At 71.5% G+C, this 19413-nt stretch carries 17 protein-coding genes; 14 read left to right on the top strand and 3 right to left on the bottom strand.

Annotated elements, in window-relative coordinates:
• Positions 1-107 precede the first annotated feature (107 nt).
• Together ABD374_RS07335 and ABD374_RS07330 are read right to left on the bottom strand one after the other, a co-directional pair.
• Entirely contained in the window at positions 108-887 is a 780-nt protein-coding gene (locus ABD374_RS07335) for an alpha/beta fold hydrolase (RefSeq protein ID WP_344492567.1), read from the bottom strand.
• A 51-nt stretch (positions 888-938) separates the two neighbouring features.
• On the bottom strand, positions 939-1271 hold the full coding sequence (locus ABD374_RS07330; protein ID WP_344492563.1) for a DUF427 domain-containing protein: 333 nt from the start codon (positions 1269-1271) through the stop codon (positions 939-941).
• Between the two features lie 105 nt (positions 1272-1376).
• On the opposite strand from ABD374_RS07330, the gene ABD374_RS07325 reads away from it, so the two are divergent.
• The 5 genes from ABD374_RS07325 to ABD374_RS07305 all read left to right on the top strand — a co-directional run bounded on the left by ABD374_RS07325 (position 1377) and on the right by ABD374_RS07305 (position 8306).
• On the top strand, positions 1377-1940 hold the full coding sequence (locus tag ABD374_RS07325; RefSeq protein ID WP_344492959.1) for an LOG family protein: 564 nt from the start codon (positions 1377-1379) through the stop codon (positions 1938-1940).
• Positions 1941-1955: 15 nt separating this feature from the next.
• Positions 1956-2645, top strand: a complete 690-nt coding sequence (locus ABD374_RS07320) for an SDR family oxidoreductase (RefSeq protein ID WP_344492560.1) — start codon at positions 1956-1958, stop codon at positions 2643-2645.
• Positions 2642-3658 carry a methionine synthase gene (locus ABD374_RS07315; protein WP_344492557.1) on the top strand — a complete coding sequence of 339 codons (1017 nt, stop codon included), beginning with the start codon at positions 2642-2644 and terminating at the stop codon, positions 3656-3658. Before ABD374_RS07320 ends, ABD374_RS07315 begins: the two co-directional genes overlap by 4 nt.
• 33 nt (positions 3659-3691) lie before the next feature.
• Entirely contained in the window at positions 3692-5875 is a 2184-nt protein-coding gene (gene ligA / locus ABD374_RS07310; protein WP_344492554.1) for an NAD-dependent DNA ligase LigA, read from the top strand.
• 292 nt (positions 5876-6167) lie between these two features.
• Positions 6168-8306, top strand: coding sequence for a putative bifunctional diguanylate cyclase/phosphodiesterase (locus tag ABD374_RS07305; RefSeq protein WP_344492550.1), 2139 nt, complete (start codon positions 6168-6170; stop codon positions 8304-8306).
• Positions 8307-8335: 29 nt separating this feature from the next.
• Here the strand turns inward: ABD374_RS07305 and ABD374_RS07300 are convergent, their stop codons facing one another.
• Entirely contained in the window at positions 8336-8593 is a 258-nt protein-coding gene (locus ABD374_RS07300; protein ID WP_344492547.1) for a hypothetical protein, read from the bottom strand.
• A 451-nt stretch (positions 8594-9044) separates the two neighbouring features.
• On the opposite strand from ABD374_RS07300, the gene gatC reads away from it, so the two are divergent.
• The 9 genes from gatC to ABD374_RS07255 all read left to right on the top strand — a co-directional run bounded on the left by gatC (position 9045) and on the right by ABD374_RS07255 (position 19348).
• Complete coding sequence (gene gatC / locus ABD374_RS07295; RefSeq protein WP_015036350.1) at positions 9045-9341, top strand: Asp-tRNA(Asn)/Glu-tRNA(Gln) amidotransferase subunit GatC; 297 nt, start codon at positions 9045-9047, stop codon at positions 9339-9341.
• Between the two features lie 6 nt (positions 9342-9347).
• Positions 9348-10850: an Asp-tRNA(Asn)/Glu-tRNA(Gln) amidotransferase subunit GatA gene (gene gatA / locus ABD374_RS07290; RefSeq protein ID WP_344492544.1), complete on the top strand. Its 1503-nt coding sequence runs from the start codon at positions 9348-9350 to the stop codon at positions 10848-10850.
• A gap of 5 nt (positions 10851-10855) precedes the next feature.
• Positions 10856-11089, top strand: a complete 234-nt coding sequence (locus tag ABD374_RS07285) for a hypothetical protein (protein WP_138894630.1) — start codon at positions 10856-10858, stop codon at positions 11087-11089.
• A gap of 16 nt (positions 11090-11105) precedes the next feature.
• Complete coding sequence (gene gatB, locus ABD374_RS07280) at positions 11106-12617, top strand: Asp-tRNA(Asn)/Glu-tRNA(Gln) amidotransferase subunit GatB (RefSeq protein WP_344492541.1); 1512 nt, start codon at positions 11106-11108, stop codon at positions 12615-12617.
• A gap of 635 nt (positions 12618-13252) precedes the next feature.
• Positions 13253-15352, top strand: coding sequence for a phosphocholine-specific phospholipase C (locus ABD374_RS07275; protein WP_344492538.1), 2100 nt, complete (start codon positions 13253-13255; stop codon positions 15350-15352).
• 223 nt (positions 15353-15575) lie between these two features.
• Entirely contained in the window at positions 15576-17795 is a 2220-nt protein-coding gene (locus ABD374_RS07270) for an MMPL family transporter (protein ID WP_344492535.1), read from the top strand.
• 15 nt (positions 17796-17810) lie between these two features.
• Positions 17811-18359 carry a GNAT family N-acetyltransferase gene (locus ABD374_RS07265; protein WP_344492533.1) on the top strand — a complete coding sequence of 183 codons (549 nt, stop codon included), beginning with the start codon at positions 17811-17813 and terminating at the stop codon, positions 18357-18359.
• 399 nt (positions 18360-18758) lie between these two features.
• Complete coding sequence (locus ABD374_RS07260) at positions 18759-19004, top strand: hypothetical protein (protein ID WP_344492530.1); 246 nt, start codon at positions 18759-18761, stop codon at positions 19002-19004.
• 170 nt (positions 19005-19174) lie between these two features.
• Entirely contained in the window at positions 19175-19348 is a 174-nt protein-coding gene (locus ABD374_RS07255; protein WP_344492527.1) for a hypothetical protein, read from the top strand.
• Positions 19349-19413: the final 65 nt, after the last annotated feature.

Below are 19413 nucleotides of genomic sequence, written 5' to 3'. Positions count from 1 at the left end.
TGACTCCCCGCGGAACCTTCGGCCAACGCCCGGCGAACACTGCGACACCGGTCCGCTGCGGTCTTCCGCTGCACTCCGTGCCAGGTGGGCGGAGCCGGACGCTCCGCTCACGTCGCGAAGAACTCCCGCAGCACCGGGGCCAGTACCTGCGGAGCGACGTCGTGGACCTGGCCCGTCAGGGTGCGGTGTCTGCCGCAGCGCACCGCGCCGGCGACCCGCCGGGCGGCCTCCCGCATCACGTGCGGGCTCGCACCGCCGTCGACGACGAGCACCGGCGCTCTGACGGACGCCAGCCGCCCGGCCGGCACCGTGCCGTCGCCCATCACCGCGTCGTCGTACGCCAGGGTCGGCGCCACCGCCTCCAGCTCCGGCCACATCGGCGCCCTGCGCACCTGCGCGACGACCTCGGGCGGCATACCGACCACCGACAGGAAGAGCTCGACGGCGCCCCCGCGGTCACCGGCCGCGAGGAGTTCGGCCAGCCGCGCCGAGTACCGCGACTTGGCGGCCCTGTCGTCCGGCCCGACGACGGTGAAGGGAGGCTCGTACACGGCGATCCTGTCGAACGGCACCCCGGCGGCGGCGGCCTCCAGGACCAGTGCCCCGCCCGACGACATGCCGTACACCGACACGGGCCCGCGCTCCTCCTCGACCAGGGCCGCCAGGTCCTCGACCTCACGCGCGACCGCGTAGGGAGCGGTGTCCCCGCTGTCACCGCGGCCGCGCCTGTCGTACGTGACGACGCCGAAGTACGGTGCGAGCAACGCCGCCAGCGGGGCCTCGGCGGTACCCGTGCTGAACGCACCGCCGACCAGGATCAAGGGCGGCCCCTCGCCCCGCCGTTCACAGGCGAGGGGCGTGCCGTCACGTGAAATCACTTTGGTCATGAGGTGCTGACCGGCCGGCGCCCCGGAACTCATCGCTCCCGGGAAAAGAATTCAGTCCGTACCGACGGTCTCCGTCTCGTAGAAGCAGAAGTGGCCCTTCACGGCTGCCACTTCCGGCTTCGGGTCGAGGTAGGCCCACACCAGATCCGCGGCGTCCGGCAGCGACCAGTACGACGCGTCCCCCTTGAAGGGACAGTGGGTGCGCCGGGCCGAAGGCGTCAGCAGATCGGTCCTGACGTCCTCGGGCGGGAGGTAGTAGCGCACCGGCAGGCCGGTCTCGCGCAGCAGCAGCGGGCGGCGGCTCTCCGCCAGCACCTGTCCGCCATGCGTGACACGTACATGCTCGGTTCCCTGCTCGACGGTGATGCGGTGTCCTGCGGTCACGGGCGATCCTCTCCTCGGTCCTGGTGGTGCGACAGCCGTGGTCCTGGTGGTGCGACAGCCGTCTCACACTCCAGCATCCGTGCGGCGTAGGTTCTTCCCATGGCACTGAACATCTGCGTCTTCCTCTCCGCCGCCGACCTCGACGAGCGCTACACGCGCCCCGCCCGCGAATTCGCCGAACTGCTCGGCAAGGGCGGCCACACCCTGGTCTGGGGCGGTTCGGAAGCCGGCCTGATGAAGGTCGTCGCGGACGGTGTGCAGGAAGGGGGCGGGCGGCTCGTCGGCGTCTCGGTGGAGTTCCTGCGCGCCGCGGCGCGCGAGAACGCCGACGAGATGGTGATCGCCAAGGACCTCGCCGAGCGCAAGGCGTTGCTGCTCTCCAAGTCCGACGCGGTCGTCGTCATGGTCGGCGGCACCGGCACGCTGGACGAGGCCACCGAGATACTGGAGCTGAAGAAGCACGGCCTGCACACCAAGCCGGTGGTGCTGCTCAACACGGCGGGGTTCTACGACGGCCTCAAGCAGCAGTTCCAGCGGATGGACGAGGAGGGCTTCCTGCCCCTTCCCCTCACCGACCTGGTCTTCTTCGCGGAGGACGGCGTGGCGGCACTGGCCTACCTTGAGGCGGCGACATCAGCGGCTGCCGCCGAGGGCGCCGGGGTGCGGTGATGCGAGCATGGGGCCATGGCTACACATGTGATCACCGGAGCGGGCTCGGGCATCGGCGCCGCAGTCGCCCGCCGCCTCCACGAGCGCGGCGACGACGTCGTCCTGATGGCCCGCGACGCGGGCCGCGCCAAACAGCTCGCGCAGGGCCTCCCCGGCGCCCGTACGCTCGTCGGCGACCTCTCCAATCCGGACCGGCTCTCCTGGGCGTTCTCCCACCAGCCGATGCCGGAGCGGGTGGACTCGCTGCTGCACATCGCGGGCGTCGTCGACCTCGGCCGGATCGGCGACCTCGGCACCCGCGCCTGGCACAACCAGCTGAACGTGAACCTGATCTCCCCGGCCGAGCTGACCCGGCTCTTCCTGCCCCAACTCCGTCTCGACAAGGGCCACGTGGTCTTCGTCAACTCGGGCGCCGGCCTCGCCGCGCACGCCCAGTGGGGCCCGTACGCCGCGAGCAAGCACGGCCTGAAGGCCCTCGCCGACGCGCTGCGCCACGAGGAGCACGAGAACGGCGTGCGCGTCACCTCGGTGTACCCGGGGCGTACCGCCAGCGCCATGCAGGAGAGGGTCCACCACCAGGAGGGCAAGGAGTACGACCCGTCGCGGTGGATCGACCCCGAGTCGGTCGCGACGACGATCCTCATGGCACTCGACCTGCCGCGCGACGCGGAGGTCAACGACCTGACGGTGCGGCCGGGCCGATGAGCGGGACCACCGACCACACGGAGGGGTACGCGTGGGGCCCGGCGACCGGCGTCGGTTCGATGCCCGGCGGGGACGCGCGGGAGGCGGCGAAGACCGTCACCGGCAGCTTCGAGGGCTTCCCGTACCTGGCGGAGCTGCCCGCGCGCGGCCCCGGGGCCGACATGATCGGGCGGACCGCCGGGATGCTCGTCGAGATGTACGTCCACCTCGAACCCAGCGGCTGGCGGTTCGGCGACCGGCCGGGGCGCGACACGCGGCGGGCGCGGTCCTGGCTGGGGGAGGACCTCGACGCGCTGGAGGAGTTCACACAGGGGTACACGGGACCGCTCAAGGTGCAGGCCGTCGGACCGTGGACGCTGGCGGCGGGGCTGGAGCTGCGCGGCGGCGAGGCGGCGCTGGGCGACCCGGGCGCGGTCCGGGACCTCGCGGGCTCGCTGGCCGAGGGGCTGCGCGCGCACCTGGCGGAGGTGCGGCGGCGGGTGCCGGGCGCCCGGGTGGTGCTCCAGCTCGACGAGCCGTCGCTGACGGCCGTCCTGCGCGGACAGGTCAGGACGGCGAGCGGGTACCGGACATACCGGGCGGTGGACCGCCAGGTCGTCGAGGGAACGCTGCGGGACGTGATGGGGGCCGCCGACGGCCCGGTGGTGGTCCACTCCTGCGCGCCGGACGTGCCGTTCGCCCTGCTGCGCCGGGCCGGCGCCGCCGGGGTCTCGTTCGACTTCTCGCTGTTCACCGAGCGTGACGAGGAGGCGATCGGTGAGGCCGTGGAGGGCGGTACGCAGCTGTTCGCCGGAATCGTGCCGGGCACCGACACGGTGTTGTCGGACCCGGCCGGTAGCGTCATGGGTGTCAGGACGCTGTGGCGCAGGCTGGGGCTGAATCCGGGGACTCTCGCCGAGTCCCTGGTGATCACTCCGTCGTGCGGGCTCGCGGGGGCTTCTCCCGCGTATGCGCGCGCGGCGCTCGCACACTGCGCCCGGGCGGCGAGATCACTCGCGGACAACCCTGAGTAACGGGGACGGGACCGGAAACGGGAGGACAGGACGATGGCTGGCGAACAGCAGGCGGCAGTGCCCGCGGAGGCACGGGAGCGGCACGCACAGCTCGCCGAGCAGATCGAGGAGCACCGCTTCCGGTACTACGTGAAGGACCAGCCGGTCATCAGCGACGCGGAGTTCGACAAGCTGCTGCGGACGCTGGAGGCGCTGGAGGAGGAGTACGCCGAGCTGCGCACGCCCGACTCGCCGACCCAGAAGGTCGCGGGAGCGTACGAGACGGACTTCACCGCCGTCCAGCACCGCGAGCGCATGCTCTCCCTCGACAACGCCTTCGACGACGAGGAGCTCACGGCCTGGGGCGAGCGTGTGGCGAGCGAGCTGGGCGCCGTGCCGTACCACCTGCTGTGCGAGCTGAAGGTGGACGGCCTCGCGGTCAACCTGACGTACGAGAAGGGCCGGCTGACCCGGGCCGCGACCCGGGGCGACGGGCGCACGGGCGAGGACATCACGCCCAACGTCCGTACGATCGCGGACGTTCCGGAGCGGCTGAAGGGCGACCGGGTCCCGGACCTGGTCGAGATCCGCGGCGAGGTCTACTTCCCGATGGAGAAGTTCCAGGAGCTGAACGCACGGCTGGTGGCGGCGCAGGACAAACCCTTCGCCAACCCGCGCAACGCGGCGGCCGGTTCGCTGCGGCAGAAGGATCCGAAGGTCACCGCGGGCCGCCCGCTGCACATGGTGGTGCACGGCATCGGGGCCCGCGAGGGCTTCGACATCGACCGCCTGTCGCAGGCGTACGAGCTGCTGCGCGAGTGGGGCCTGCCGGTCGCGCGGCACAACAGGGTCGTCAAGGACCTCGCGGGCGTACGGGAGTTCATCGCGTACTTCGGCGAGAACCGGCACTCCGTGGAGCACGAGATCGACGGCGTCGTCGTCAAGCTCGACGAGATCCGCCTCCAGGGGCGGCTCGGCTCGACCTCGCGGGCGCCGCGCTGGGCCATCGCCTGGAAGTACGCGCCGGAGGAGGTCAACACCAAGCTGGTCGACATCCGGGTCGGCGTGGGGCGGACGGGGCGCGTGACGCCGTACGCCCAGGTGGAGCCGGTCACGGTCGCCGGTTCCGAGGTCGAGTTCGCCACCCTGCACAACCAGGAAGTGGTGAAGGCCAAGGGCGTACGCATCGGGGACACGGTGGTGCTGCGCAAGGCGGGCGACGTCATCCCCGAGATCCTGGGGCCCGTGGCCGACCTGCGGGACGGCGGCGAGCGGGAGTTCGTGATGCCGTCCCGGTGCCCCGAGTGCGGTACGCCGCTGAAGGCCATGAAGGAGGGCGACATCGACCTCCGCTGCCCCAACGGCCGTTCCTGCCCGGCACAGTTGAGGGAGCGGCTGTTCTACCTGGCCGGCCGCAAGTGCCTGGACATCGAGAACTTCGGGTACGTCGCGGCGGCCGCGCTCACCCGGCCGCTGGAGCCGGCCGAGTCGCCGCTGCGCGACGAGGGCGACCTCTTCGACCTGAAGGTGGAGCAGCTGCTGCCCATCAAGTCGTACGTCCTGGACCAGGATTCGGGCCTTCCCAAGCGGGACCCGAAGACGGGCGAGGAGAAGATGGTGACGTTCTTCGCCAACCAGGAGGGCGAACCGAAGAAGAACACCCTCGCCATGCTGAAGAACATCGAGGCGGCGAAGGAGCGGCCGCTGGCCCGGGTCATCACCGGGCTGTCCATCCGCCACGTGGGGCCGGTCGCGGCGGAGGCGCTGGCCCGTGAGTTCCGTTCGCTGGAGCGGATCGAGCAGGCGACACAGGAGGAACTGGCCGCCGTGGAGGGCGTCGGACCCACCATCGCCGCCTCGCTCAAACAGTGGTTCGAAGAGGACTGGCACCGGGAGATCCTGCGCAAGTGGCGGGCGGCCGGGGTGCGGATGGAGGAGGAGGGCGCCGGTGCGGACCAGGGGCCCCGTCCGCTGGAGGGCCTCACGGTCGTGGTGACCGGGACCCTGCAGAACCACACACGGGATGGCGCGAAAGAGGCGCTCCAGAGCCTCGGTGCGAAAGTGACTGGATCTGTCTCGAAGAAGACCGGGTTCGTGGTGGTCGGTGACAGCCCGGGCTCGAAGTACGACAAGGCCATGCAGTTGAAGGTGCCCGTCCTCAACGAAGAGGGTTTCGCCGTCCTTTTGGCCCAGGGGCCGGAAGCAGCCCGTGAAGCGGCTGTGCCCGTCGAGGAGTAGGCGCGGCGCCGGGCGGGGAAAGGGCCGGTGAGAGGGGAAGAACCGCAGCCGGTATCACCCGTTCAGCGCATAGCAGACGGACAGGGGCGGCTGGGGCGCATTCGGGCAACAGCGGTGGACCGCTGCCCGCGAGAGCCTTCCGCGGCCTACTGTTGGGATGTGCGCCTGTCGTGCGCGGCTGCGATGAGGTGTCCCCTGCTCATGAAGGGCGTGGGGAAGGTTTTTCCGTCGTGGTGGCACGACAATGGGGCCATCGCGTGGCACGGGCACCGTCGGCTGTGAGAGGGACGCAATGAAACCGACCGAGAGCGCCGATCCGGCCTCACGGCTGCGGCGGTGGGCGGGCACCCCGAGGGTGCTGCCCGCCGCCGTCGTGACACTGGCCGCCCTCGTCCTGGCCACCGGGGTCTTCGGTGCCGTGACGGGGGACCGCGCGCTGTTCCCCGACGGCGACGTGGGCTGGTCCCTCGCGCTGCTCACCGGAGTCATCGTCGGCCACCTGGTCGCCCTCGGCCGCGACCGGTGGTGGGGCGGCACGGGCTCCGGCGCCGCGCTCACCCTCGCCGTCCTGATGCTGTACGGCTGGGTGCCCGCCGGCCTGGTCAGCCTGGCCGTCGTGGTGCTGGTCGGCATGGCCCGCAGGCACCGCTGGCGGCAGGGGCTGCTGCACGGCGCGGTGGACATCCTGGGCATAGGCGCCGCGGCACTCGTGCTGGCCGTGTTCGGTGACGTACCGACCGTCGAGAGGCCCTGGAACCCGCTGGAGTGGGGGGTGGGGGCGGTCCCGGAGGTCGCCCTGGCCGCCCTGGCGTATCTCGCCCTCACGCGCGTCCTGCTCTGGTACGCGCTGGCGCCCAGGAGCGGACGGCTGCCGTCGGTCGCCCGGACGGCGCTGTACCGGCAGGGGCTCGTCGCGGTCGCCCTGCTCGGCATCGCACCGCTGATCTGTGTGATCGCGGTGGCGCTGCCCGTCCTGCTGCCGCTGTTCGCCGTACCGCTGATCGCCCTGGACTCCACCCTGTGGATAGCCAGGGCGAGGGCGGAGGAGCAGTTGCGGGACCCGCTGACCGGGCTGCCCAACCGGCAGTGGCTGCTGGAGCGGACCTGGCCCGCGCTGGAGGAGGCCGAGAACACCGGCACCAGGACCGCTCTCGTCCTGATAGACCTCGACCGCTTCAGGGCGGTCAACGACACGCTCGGTCATCTGGCGGGCGACCGGCTGCTGCTCCAGATAGCCGACAGGCTGCGGCTGGCGCTGCCGCGCGGGGCGGAGGCCGCGCGGCTCGGCGGCGACGAGTTCGCGGTCCTGCTCCCGACCGCCGATTCGACGACCAGTGCGCAGCGCGTCGCCAGGCACCTGGTGGCCGAGCTCTCCTCCCCGCTCGATCTGGACGGCCTGACGCTCGTTCTGGAGGCCAGTGCGGGCGTCGCCGTCTTCCCCGACCACGCGCTGGACGCGGAAGGGCTGCTGCGCCGGGCCGACGTGGCGATGTACCAGGCCAAGCGGGACCGTACGGGCGTCGAGGTCTACGAGTCCAAGCGCGACAGCAACACCCCGGACCGGCTCGGCCTGCTGGGCGATCTGCGGCGCGCGCTGGACGCGAGCGAGGTCGAGCTCCACTACCAGCCGAAGGTCCGTTTCGACGGACAGGTGGCCGGCCTCGAGGCGCTGGTCCGGTGGGTGCACCCGGAGCGGGGACGGGTCCCTCCGGACGAGTTCATCGCCATCGCGGAGTCGTCGGGCCTGATGCCGCACCTGACGGAGTACGTCCTGGAGACCGCGCTCGCGCAGGTCGCCCGCTGGCGGAAGCAGGGGCTGAACACCCCGGTGGCGGTGAACGTGTCGCCGCGCGACGTGCACACGCCGGGGTTCGCCGGCGCGGTGGCGGCGCGGCTGGCCCGGCACGGTGTCCCCGCCGGCTCCCTCCAGCTGGAGATAACGGAGCACGTGCTGCTGGAGGATCCGCAGCGGGCGGCCGACACCCTGGCCGGGTTGACCGGGCACGGCGTGAAGATGTCCCTGGACGACTTCGGTACGGGCTACTCCTCCCTGGTCCACCTCCGCCGGCTCCCGGTGAGCGAGCTCAAGATCGACCGGTCGTTCGTGGCCCGGCTCGCGATCGACAACGAGGACGCCGAGATCGTCCGCTGCACGGTCGACCTCGCCCACTCGCTGGGCCTGCTGGTGGTGGCCGAGGGGGTCGAGGACGACGAGACGTGGGAGCGGCTGCGGGACCTGGGCTGCGACGCGGTGCAGGGCTGGTTGGTGGCCGCCGCCATGCCGCCGGACGAGGCGACGGCATGGCTCCTCGCCCGCGGCGAGCGGGGCTGGCACCGCCAGGTCGACCTGGACCGGGTCGCCGCGGCGGCCCTGGAGGAGGCCCAGCGCCCGTCCCCGTCCCCGGCTCCCTCCGGCCAGGTGGTGAACTAGCCGCGGCCTGGAGAGCTCGACTGCGGCGATCAGCGGGAGGAACGCAAGGGCCAGGGCGCCCGCCCCCGGGCGAGGCCCGCGCGGATCTCGCACTTGGCGCGGATGCCCAGGTGCGCCGCGACGGGCGGCAGCACGCACAGGGCGAGGAAGCTCGTGTGCCAGCCCTCTTCCCTGGTCAGGAACCACGCGAACAGCAGGCAGCCGGGTGTCCACCCGACGGTCAGGTCGCGCACGCGGGTGAGGAACAGTTCACGAGCGTCGGGGCTGTCGCCGAACATGAAAGACATGGGTGGTTCCTCCGTCTCTGGACCGCGCGGTGGCCGTAGCCGCCCGGAACTGACCCCGGCGAATCCGTCCGCCGCGGAGAAGCCGTGCACCGCCGTGGTCATGGCCGGGGCGAAGGACCTCCTGCGCCATTTCCCTGAGGGCGTCCCCGCCCCGTCCCGAGGCGAGTTCCTCCAGGGACTCGCGCAGCACTCCCGCCTGCGCGGGGTCCTGCCGGCTCATCCCGAGCATTTCGGATTCGTCGACTCACCTCGTCGGCTCCGGGCCCTCGGCCACATGCCCTCCCGCGCGTGGATCACCACGTCATGACCGGTACGAAGCCACCTGCTCTCCGGTCACTCCCTCAATGCGCCGCCGTCACAGAGGTGTCACAGGGCCACCGTTTCGTGGGCAGGGGCCCGCGCCCCATAGGATTGGGCCAAAACCCACACACTCACCCCAGAGGATCGCTGCATGCCTGGCATCACGCGCGAGGAGGTCGCCCACCTCGCACGGCTGGCGCGTCTGGAGCTGAAGGGCGAAGAGCTCGATCACTTCGCCGGTCAGCTCGACGACATCATCGGCGCGGTCGCCCGCGTCTCCGAGGTCGCCGACCAAGACGTACCGCCGACCTCCCACCCGCTGCCGCTGACCAACGTCATGCGCGCGGACGAGGTCCGTCCGTCGCTCACCCCGGAGCAGGCCCTCTCCGGTGCCCCCGCTCAGGAGCAGCAGCGTTTCAAGGTGCCGCAGATCCTGGGGGAGGACTAAACAGTCATGACGGACCACACGCACATCATCAGGCTCACCGCAGCCGAGACCGCCTCGAAGATCGCTTCGGGGGAGCTCACGGCCGTCGAGGTGACCGAGGCCCACCTGGCCCGTATCGACGCCGTCGACGAGAAGGTGCACGCCTTCCTGCACGTCGACCGCGAGGGAGCCCTGGCCCAGGCGCGCGCCGTCGACGCGAAGCGGGCGAACGGCGAGAAGCTCGGCCCGCTGGCCGGCGTACCGCTCGCGCTCAAGGACATCTTCACCACCGAGGGCGTCCCGACCACGGTCGGCTCGAAGATCCTCGAAGGCTGGATCCCGCCGTACGACGCGACGCTGACCAAGAAGCTCAAGGCGGCCGACGTCGTCATCCTCGGCAAGACCAACATGGACGAGTTCGCCATGGGGTCCTCCACCGAGAACAGCGCGTACGGCCCGACCGGCAACCCCTGGGACCTGACCAAGATCCCCGGCGGCTCCGGAGGCGGCTCCTCCGCCGCCCTCGCGTCGTACGAGGCGCCCCTGGCCATCGGCACGGACACCGGCGGCTCCATCCGCCAGCCCGCCGCCGTCACCGGCACCGTCGGCGTCAAGCCGACGTACGGCGGCGTCTCCCGCTACGGCATGGTCGCGTTCTCCTCCTCCCTCGACCAGGGCGGCCCCTGCGCCCGTACGGTCCTGGACGCCGCGCTCCTGCACGAGGTCATCGCCGGGCACGACCCGCTCGACTCGACCTCCATCGACGCCCCGGTCCCGCCGGTCGTCGAGGCCGCCCGCAACGGCTCCGTCGCCGGCATGCGCGTCGGCGTCGTCAAGCAGTTCCGCGGCGAGGGCTACCAGGCCGGTGTCCTCCAGCGCTTCGACGAGTCGGTCGAGCTGATGCGCGGGCTCGGCGCCGAGGTCGTGGAGCTGGACTGCCCGTCCTTCGACCTCGCCCTCTCCGCGTACTACCTCATCGCCCCCTCCGAGGCGTCCTCCAACCTGGCCCGCTTCGACGCCATGCGCTACGGCCTGCGGGTCGGCGACGACGGCACGAAGTCCGCCGAGGAGGTCACCGCCCTCACCCGTGAGGCCGGTTTCGGCGACGAGGTCAAGCGCCGGATCATCCTCGGTACGTACGCGCTCAGTTCCGGCTACTACGACGCGTACTACGGCTCGGCGCAGAAGGTCCGTACGCTCATCACGCAGGACTTCGAGAAGGCGTTCGAGAAGGTCGACGTGATCGTCTCGCCGACCACGCCCACCACCGCCTTCCCGATCGGCGAGCGCGCCGACGACCCGATGGCGATGTACCTCGCGGACCTGTGCACGATCCCGACCAACCTGGCCGGCAACGCCGCCATGTCGCTGCCCTGCGGCCTGGCGCCCGAGGACGGCATGCCGGTCGGTCTCCAGATCATCGCCCCCGCCATGAAGGACGACCGTCTCTACAAGGTCGGCGCCGCCGTAGAGGCAGCCTTCGTGGAAAAGTGGGGCCACCCGCTGCTTGAGGAGGCACCGTCGCTGTGAGCCCCATGCCCATCAAGGCCAAGGGATTCAAGAATTCCAAGGCCGCTACGTACCTGTCGATCGGCTCCACCGCCTTCGGCGCGATCAGCGTCGTCAAGCAGGCCCGTATGGCCCGCAAGGACAATGACACGCTCCGTCTCGTCGACGCCGCTGTCTCCGCCGCCGCCATCGTCACCGGCCTCGCTCTGCTCTACCGCGAGCTGAAGAAGCTCGGCGACGACGACGTCCTGCTGGGCTGAGAGGGAAAGTTTCACCGTGACCGTCACTGAACTGGTGTCGTACGAGGACGCCCTCGCGACCTACGACCCCGTCATGGGCCTGGAGGTCCATGTCGAGCTCGGCACAAAGACGAAGATGTTCTGCGGCTGCTCCACGGAGCTCAAGCAGGACGCCAACAGCCAGACCTGCCCCACCTGCCTGGGTCTGCCCGGCTCGCTCCCGGTCGTCAACGCGATCGGCGTCGAGTCGGCCGTCAAGATCGGCCTCGCGCTCAACTGCGAGATCGCCGAGTGGTGCCGCTTCGCCCGGAAGAACTACTTCTATCCGGACATGCCGAAGAACTTCCAGACCTCCCAGTACGACGAGCCGATCGCCTTCAACGGCTACCTGGACGTCCAGCTGGAGGACGGCGAGATCTTCCGCGTGCAGATCGAGCGCGCCCACATGGAGGAGGACACCGGCAAGTCGCTGCACGTCGGCGGCGCGACGGGCCGTATCCACGGCGCGTCCCACTCCCTCCTGGACTACAACCGGGCCGGCATCCCGCTCATCGAGATCGTCACCAAGCCGATCGAGGGCGCGGGCGAGCGGGCCCCCGAGGTCGCGAAGGCGTACGTCGCCGAGCTCCGCGAGCTCATCAAGGCGCTCGGCGTCTCCGAGGCGCGCATGGAGCAGGGCCAGATGCGCTGCGACGTGAACCTCTCGCTGCGGCCGCACGGCCGCGAGGAGTTCGGTACGCGCTCCGAGACGAAGAACGTCAACTCCCTGCGCTCGGTGGAGCGCGCGGCCCGCTTCGAGATCCAGCGGCACGCCGCGGTGCTCGACTCCGGCGGCACGATCGTCCAGGAGACCCGGCACTTCCACGAGGAGGACGGCTCCACCACGGCCGGCCGCATCAAGGACAACGCCGAGGACTACCGGTACTTCCCGGAGCCCGACCTGGTCCCCGTGGCCCCTTCGCGCGAGTGGGTCGAGGAGCTCCGCCGGGGTCTGCCCGAACTGCCGCGGGTGCGCCGCAACCGGCTGCGCGAGGAGTGGGGCGTCAGCGAGCACGACATGCAGTCGATGCTGAACGCCGGTGCGATCGACCCGATCGTCGCGACGATCGGGGCGGGCGCGGACGCAGCTTCGGCGCGCAAGTGGTGGATGGGCGAGCTGGCCCGTAACGCCAACGAGTCCGGCCGCGACCTCGCGTCGCTGCCGATCACGCCCGAGCAGGTCGCCCGCGTCACCGCCCTGGTGAAGGAGGGCTCGCTCAACGACAAGCTGGCCCGCCAGGTCATCGAGGGCGTCCTCGCGGGCGAGGGCGGCCCGGACGACGTCGTCGAGAAGCGCGGCCTGAAGGTCGTCTCGGACGAGGGCGCGCTGTCCACGGCCGTGGACGAGGCCATCGCGGCCAACGCCGGCATCGCGGACAAGATCCGCAGCGGCAAGGTCGCGGCGGCGGGTGCGCTGGTCGGCGCGGTCATGAAGGCCACGCGCGGCCAGGCGGACGCGGCGCGCGTGCGCGAGCTGATCCTGGAGAAGCTGGGCGTGAGCGAGGGCTGACGCCCGTACGCCTGTACGGGTACGACGAGGGGCGGCGCACCGGGAGCATCCGGTGCGCCGCCCCTTCGGCGTACGGAGCAGACGCACCCCCGGGCGTCGGGCTGCCGCGTGCGAGGGGGAGGCCGATGCCGGGCCCGGGGCCCTGGCCGAAGGCGAGCTGGATGAGCAGTCCGACGGCGGGCTCCAGGCGGTCCGTCGGACGAGCGCGGTGTGCTCGCCGTGCTCACCGACGAGGGGCGCGCCGTCCTGGAGGGGGCCGCTCCCGGTCATCTCGCGACCGTCCGCGGGGGATACGTCGATCTGCTGACGGAAGGCCAGATCGATCGGCCGGCCGCGATGACGGACGGGGTGCGCCGCCATCTGCGGACGGTGGTGCCGGTCGCTCCGCCGCGCAAGAAGGCCGGAAAGCCCCGGAAGTCCAGGAAGGACCGACCGGGCCCACTCGTCGCTGAACCTCGCACCGCTGAGCCGCGCCGTGTGGCCGGATCGCGCTTGGACTCTTCGCGCCTTGTCTTGGACGTTCACGCCGGAGTCGTCACCGGGTCTTCTCGTCGCCACCCGGCCTCACTACCGTCCCAGGCGTACCACTCAATGGATCGCAGGTGGACCATTGGCTGTCGACTGGGAGGTCGGGCGTGTCATCGGACATTTCGCGCAGAAGGATGCTCGCGCTGGGCGGAGGCGCCCTCGGCGCCGCCGCGGCCGGGTCGCTGCTCCCGCCCTCGCTGCGGGCGGCGGCAGCCGCGGAACCGCCCTCGGGCGGGCTGAAGGCGGTCAAGCACGTCGTCGTTCTCATGCAGGAGAACCGGTCCTTCGACCACTACTTCGGCACCCTGCGCGGCGTACGTGGCTTCGGTGACCGCAACGCCGTGGAGCTCCCCTCCGGGAAGCCGGTCTACGAGCAGCCCGGGCCGCTGCGCACCGTCCTGCCCTTCCCCGTACGGGACGCGGCCGAGGCGCAGAAGAAGGACCTCCAGTACATAGGCGACCTCGACCACTCGTGGGGCGGCGGCGCCAAAGCCTGGAACCAGGGCTGGATGGACGGCTGGGTGTCGGCCAAGACCGGCGCCACCATGGCGTACTACGACCGCCGCGACCTGCCGATGCACTACGAGCTCGCGGACACCTTCACCATCTGCGACGCCTACCACTCGTCGATCCACACGTCCACGAGCCCGAACCGCAACCACCTGTGGAGCGGCTGGACCGGCTTCGAGGCCGACGGCAGCCGGGCCGTCACCAACGCGGCGTACGCCGAGGGCAGCCACCCCGGCTACCCGTGGCCGACGTACGCGGAGCGGCTGGAGAAGGCGGGCCGCAGCTGGAAGACGTACACGGAGTGGGAGAACTTCACCGACAACAACATCGAGTTCTTCACGACCTTCAAGAAGATCGCCCGCAAGGCGCTCGCGAAGGTCCCCGGCGGCTTCACCTACATGGAGGCCTTCTACGCCGAGGTCCGCCACACGGACGACGCCGCCGGGCGCGAGCGGCTGCTCACCGCGCTGGACGCGGGCGTGGCCGCGCTGAGCGCCGAGGAGCGCTCGCTCTTCGAGCGCGGACTGCGGCGCGTCGAGACGGGGGGGCTCGCCGGTCACTTCCGGGCCGACGTGGCGGCGGGCAGGCTGCCCGAGGTGTCGTACCTGGTGCCCTCGGCGGTCGACTCGGAGCACCCCGGCTCCTCGTCGCCGGTCGCCAGCGCCTCGCTCGTCTACCAGGTGCTGGACGCGCTCGCCTCGCATCCGGACGTCTGGCGCCACACCGTCGTGCTGATCAACTACGACGAGAACGACGGCTTCTTCGATCACGTCCCGCCGCCCGTCCCGCCCGCGGACAACACCGACGAGCGGTGGCAGGGCCGCCCGACCGGGCTCGGCATCCGGGTTCCGATGCTGGTGGTCTCGCCGTGGACCGTCGGCGGGTACGTCTGCTCCGAGGTCTTCGACCACACCTCCGTGATCCGCTTCCTGGAGCGGTGGACGGGCGTCGAGGAGCCCAACATCACACCCTGGCGCCGGACCGTCACCGGCGACCTGACCTCCGCCTTCGACTTCGAGCGCGGACGCCGGCAGCCCGAGGTGGAACGGCCGGGAGCGATCCCGCCCTTCACGGGACGCTGGCGGCCCGTGCCCCCGCCGGAGCAGCACATGCCCGTACAGGAGGAGGGGACGCGCCCCGCGCGCCCGCTGCCGTACCAGCCGGACGCCCACGGCAGGGCCGAGGGCGGCGTCTTCAAGGTCGCGCTCAGCAACACGGGGCGCGCGAGCGCGCACTTCGCCCTTTATCCGTACGCCGGTGAGTTCGCCGTTCCGCAGCACCGGGACGTAAGGGGCACGGCGCGATGGGACGTACCCCTCACCAAGGACGCCTACCGCTTCACGATCACCGGGCCGAACGGCTTCCGCCGCGAGTTCGCCGGTACGGAGGCGGGTGCCGCCGAGGTCTCCTCGTACCTCGACGCACGCGACCGTGACCTGCATCTCACCCTCGTCAACCGGGGCAGGGAGCCGCTGATCTTCACCGTGCGGACACTCGCGTACGCCGACGAGGCCGACCTCGGCGGGAGGCGTCCCCGCGAGGTCACGGTGAAGCCGGGCCGCAGCCGCACCGTGGTGCACTCGGCCGCCGACGCGCACGGCTGGTACGACCTGGAGATCAGCGTTACGGGTGACGCTGCTTTCCGCAGGCGCCTCATGGGGCACGTGGAGAACGGACGTGCGAGCGTCTCGGGCTGAAGCGCCGGGTGGTGCGCGGGGGACCGGGTCCACCGCCCGGCCTCCCGCGCCGGCGTATGGGCGAGCGCGTGTGAACAACCGTGTGTGAGCAAGCACATGTGAGTAAGCGCACGAAAGGGACAATTGATCAGGTTTGGGTGCCAGAGTGGCTGAGCGTAGGGCATGAGGTCTTTGCGGGCTGTCGTTCCCTGTGAAGAGCCACTACCCCCAGGGAGCCGGTCCGTTGGCAGCAATCGCACGGTGGTGCGTCAGGCACCGTTTCGCCGCAGTCCTGCTGTGGCTGCTCGCGCTCGGCGCGGTGGCCGGAGCCGCAGGCGTCGCCGGTTCTTCGTACACCAACGACTACGAGGTGCCCGGCACCCCGTCGGGCCGCGCCGCCGCCCTCCTCGACGCCGGATTCGACGGCGGGGGAGGCGACGGCAACACCGTCGTCTGGCACACCGCGGGCCGCACCACCGTGCAGGCCGCCGGAGTCCAGCAGTCGATGACGCGGACGCTCGACGCCATCGAGGACCTCCCCGGCGTCGCGACCGTCATCAGCCCGTACGAGCGCGAGGGCGCGGGCCGGATCAGCGCCGACGGGCACACCGCCTACGCCACCGTCACCTTCGGCGCGCAGGCCGGCGACGCTCTCGAGCGGCAGGCCAAGGCCGTCGTGGACACCGCCAAGGACGCGGAGACCGCCGAACTCCAGGTGGAGCTCGGCGGCAGCGCCATAGCCCTCACCGAGACGTCCAGCGGGCACGTCAGCGAGATCGTCGGGGTCGTGGTCGCGGCCGTCGTCCTCTTCGTCGCCTTCGGCTCGCTCGCCGCCAGCCTGCTGCCCATAGCCACCGCCCTGGTCGGCGTCGGCACCGCGTACGCGGGCATAGTGCTGCTCGGCCACGTCATGACGGTCGCCGACTTCGCGCCGATGCTCGGCATGCTGGTCGGGCTCGGCGTCGGCATCGACTACGCCCTGTTCATCGTCACCCGCCACCGCAGGGGACTGCGCCGCGGCCTGTCCGTCACCGAGGCGGCGGTGGACGCGGTCGCCACGACCGGCCGCGCGGTCGTCTTCGCGGGCGCCACCGTCTGCATCGCCCTGCTCGGCATGCTGATATTGCGCCTGTCCTTCCTCAACGGCGTCGCGATCGCCGCCTCGCTCACCGTCGTCCTCACCGTCGCCGCATCGGTGACCCTGCTGCCCGCCCTGCTCTCCCTCATCGGCGCGCGGGCGCTCAGCCGCCGCGAGCGCAGGCAGCTCGCCGAGCACGGCCCGCGGCCCGACCTCCCCACCGGCTTCGCCGCCCGCTGGTCCGCCTTCGTCGAGCGCCGGCCCAAACTGCTGGGCGCCGTCGCCGCGGTCGTCATGCTGGTCCTCGCGCTGCCGACGCTCTCTCTCCATCTGGGCACGTCCGACCAGGGCAACAACCCGGCGTCCACGACGACCCGCGCGGCGTACGACCTGCTCGCCGAAGGCTTCGGCCCCGGCAGCAACGGCCCGCTGACACTCGTCGCCGAAGTCGACGGCTCCGACGACCGCGCCGCCATGGCCGCCCTGGAAGGCGCCGTGCGCACCACCGAAGGCGTCGCGTCCGTCAGCCCGGTGACGTACAACGGCAGCGGCGACACGGCGGCCCTCACCGTCGTACCGCAGTCGTCGCCGCAGTCGCAGGACACCAGCGAGCTCGTCGACCGGCTGCGCGACAGCGTGCTGCCCCAGGTCCAGCAGGGCACGTCGCTCGACGTGTACGTCGGCGGGGTGACCGCGAGCTACGACGACTTCGCCGAGGTCATCGTCGGCAAGCTGCCGCTCTTCGTCGGCGCCGTGATCGCGCTCGGCTGCGTCCTGCTGCTGCTCGCCTTCCGCAGCGTCGGCATCCCGCTCAAGGCCGCGCTGATGAACGTGCTCGCCGTCACCTCCTCCTTCGGAGTCGTCGTGGCCGTCTTCCAGTGGGGCTGGGGGAGCGAGCTGCTCGGCCTCGGCAGCGCGGGGCCGATCGAGCCGTTCCTGCCGGTGATCATGGTGTCGGTGCTCTTCGGGCTCTCGATGGACTACCAGGTCTTCCTGGTCAGCCGGATGTACGAGGAGTGGCTGGAGACCGGTGACAACCGGCGGGCGGTGCGCGTCGGCCTCGCCGAGACCAGCCGCGTGATCAACTCCGCTGCCGTGATCATGATCGCGGTCTTCCTGGCCTTCGTGCTCAGCGGCGACCGCGTGATCGCGATGTTCGGCATCGCGCTGGCGGCGGCCGTCGCCCTGGACGCGTTCGTTCTCCGTACGCTCCTGGTGCCCGCCCTGATGCACATGCTGGGCGGCGCCAACTGGTGGCTGCCGCGCCGGCTGGACCGGTGGCTGCCGCGCATCAGCATCGAACCCCCCGGGTCCCCCACCGCGCATGAAAAGATCGACGTCCAGCGCACGGGCGGGCCGGAGGGCTCCCAGCAGCTCGTGCCCTAGCCGGCAAGGAGCAGGATGTTCGCGATACCGCTGGGTGACGACGCCGAACTGCGCCCCCTGGAGCCGTGGCGGGCCGAGGAGTACCTGGCCCACATGGACCGTGGGCGCGCGTACATCGGCCGGTACATCGGACTGGCGGCGGCCGCCACGGACCTCGGTTCGGCGCGGGCCTTCCTCCAGTCGTACGCCGACAAGCAGGCCGCCGACACCGGCCGGCTCTACGGCATCTGGCGCGAGGGCACGCTCGTCGGCGGGGTCCTCTTCCGGATCTTCGACGCGGCGTCGGGCACCTGCGAGGTGGGCTGCTGGCTGGAGGAGTCCGCGGTGGGCCGCGGCCTGGTCACGCGCGCCGTGCGGGTGCTGATCGACTGGGCGGTGGACGAGCGCGGAATGCACCGCGTCGAGTGGAGGGTGTCCTCCGCGAACACCGCGAGCGTCAATGTCGCGAAGCGGCTGGGGATGACACGGGACGGCGTACTGCGCGAAAACTTCCCCCACCGGGGGGTGCGGCACGACACGGAGATCTGGTCCGTGCTGGCGCGGGAGTGGCGCGAGGCGCGTTGAGGGAGCTCTCAGAAACGGCACCCGGCGTGCGGCGTACGACAGTCACAGCCCGTACCGAGTCCGACGAAGCAGCAGCAGCCGCCGCCGTCGCCGCGGACGCGCCCGAGAAGAGCGACGAGATCGCCGAAGAGGAGACCAGTAAGGCTGCCGACGCCGGACGCCGAGCACGACGGCGCGGACGTTTCGGACGAGGCCCCGCGCGCCTCCTCCGGCGTCGGCAGCGGCAGCGGCGTCGGCCCCGCCGCCGTGGTCTCCACGGTGCTCGGGCCCGCCGCCCTCACCGCCACCTGGACCGGCCGTGTCGCCGCCGAGCGCCGGACACTCATCGGCCGGCCGGGGACCCGCGCAGACCGACAGCCCCGCCGACCAGGTCGCCGCGCTGTACGGCAACGGCCGGCCATGACCGTCCTCGCCAACGGCGGCTTCGCACTGCCCGCCCCGGCCGTCGTCGTCGTGGTGCTGGTCCGCCCGGCACCCGGTAGGCCCGGCAGCATCCACCACTCCGGCCGGATCCGCTCCTCCGCCCGGGCGGGCTTCGCCCCCGGCGCCCTCGGACTGCTCGTCTCCGCCGGGGTGTACTTGGGCCTCTTCGCTGCCATGCCTGTGCCGCCCGCGGCGGAAACGGGCCCCGGAGCAGGCCAGTAGGGCATCCGCACCAGGGGCCTTAGGGACGTACGTACACCTGCGCGTACGTCCCTAAGGCCCTTCGTGCTGCCAAGATGCGGCACTCTCCCGATGTGCCGGGGCCCCCTGGGAAGCGAGAGTCGAGACATCGAGGAAAACGTCCCGATGAACGGCTCACCAAGGAGAACACCATGTTCCAGCACGAGATCCAGCAGCAGCACGCGGCCGAACTGATGCGCCGGGCCGCCGCCGAACGCCTCGTACAGCAGGCCGCCAAGGCCCGGCGGGCCGCCCGCGCGTCCGGGAAGAACGCCCCGGAAGGGCCGGTGAGTTCACTGCGCAGCCGGTTCGCGCGCGCCGCGTGACCGGGTGGCCGCGTGGCCGGGTGGCGGCGTGAAGGACACGAGACGACGATCATGCCTTCCGCGCG

It is taken from the genome of Streptomyces enissocaesilis, from assembly GCF_039533765.1.
GTDB lineage: Bacteria > Actinomycetota > Actinomycetes > Streptomycetales > Streptomycetaceae > Streptomyces > Streptomyces enissocaesilis.
The sequence above is the reverse complement of the archived record's forward strand: the minus strand, read 5'-3'. Positions and strand labels throughout refer to the sequence as shown.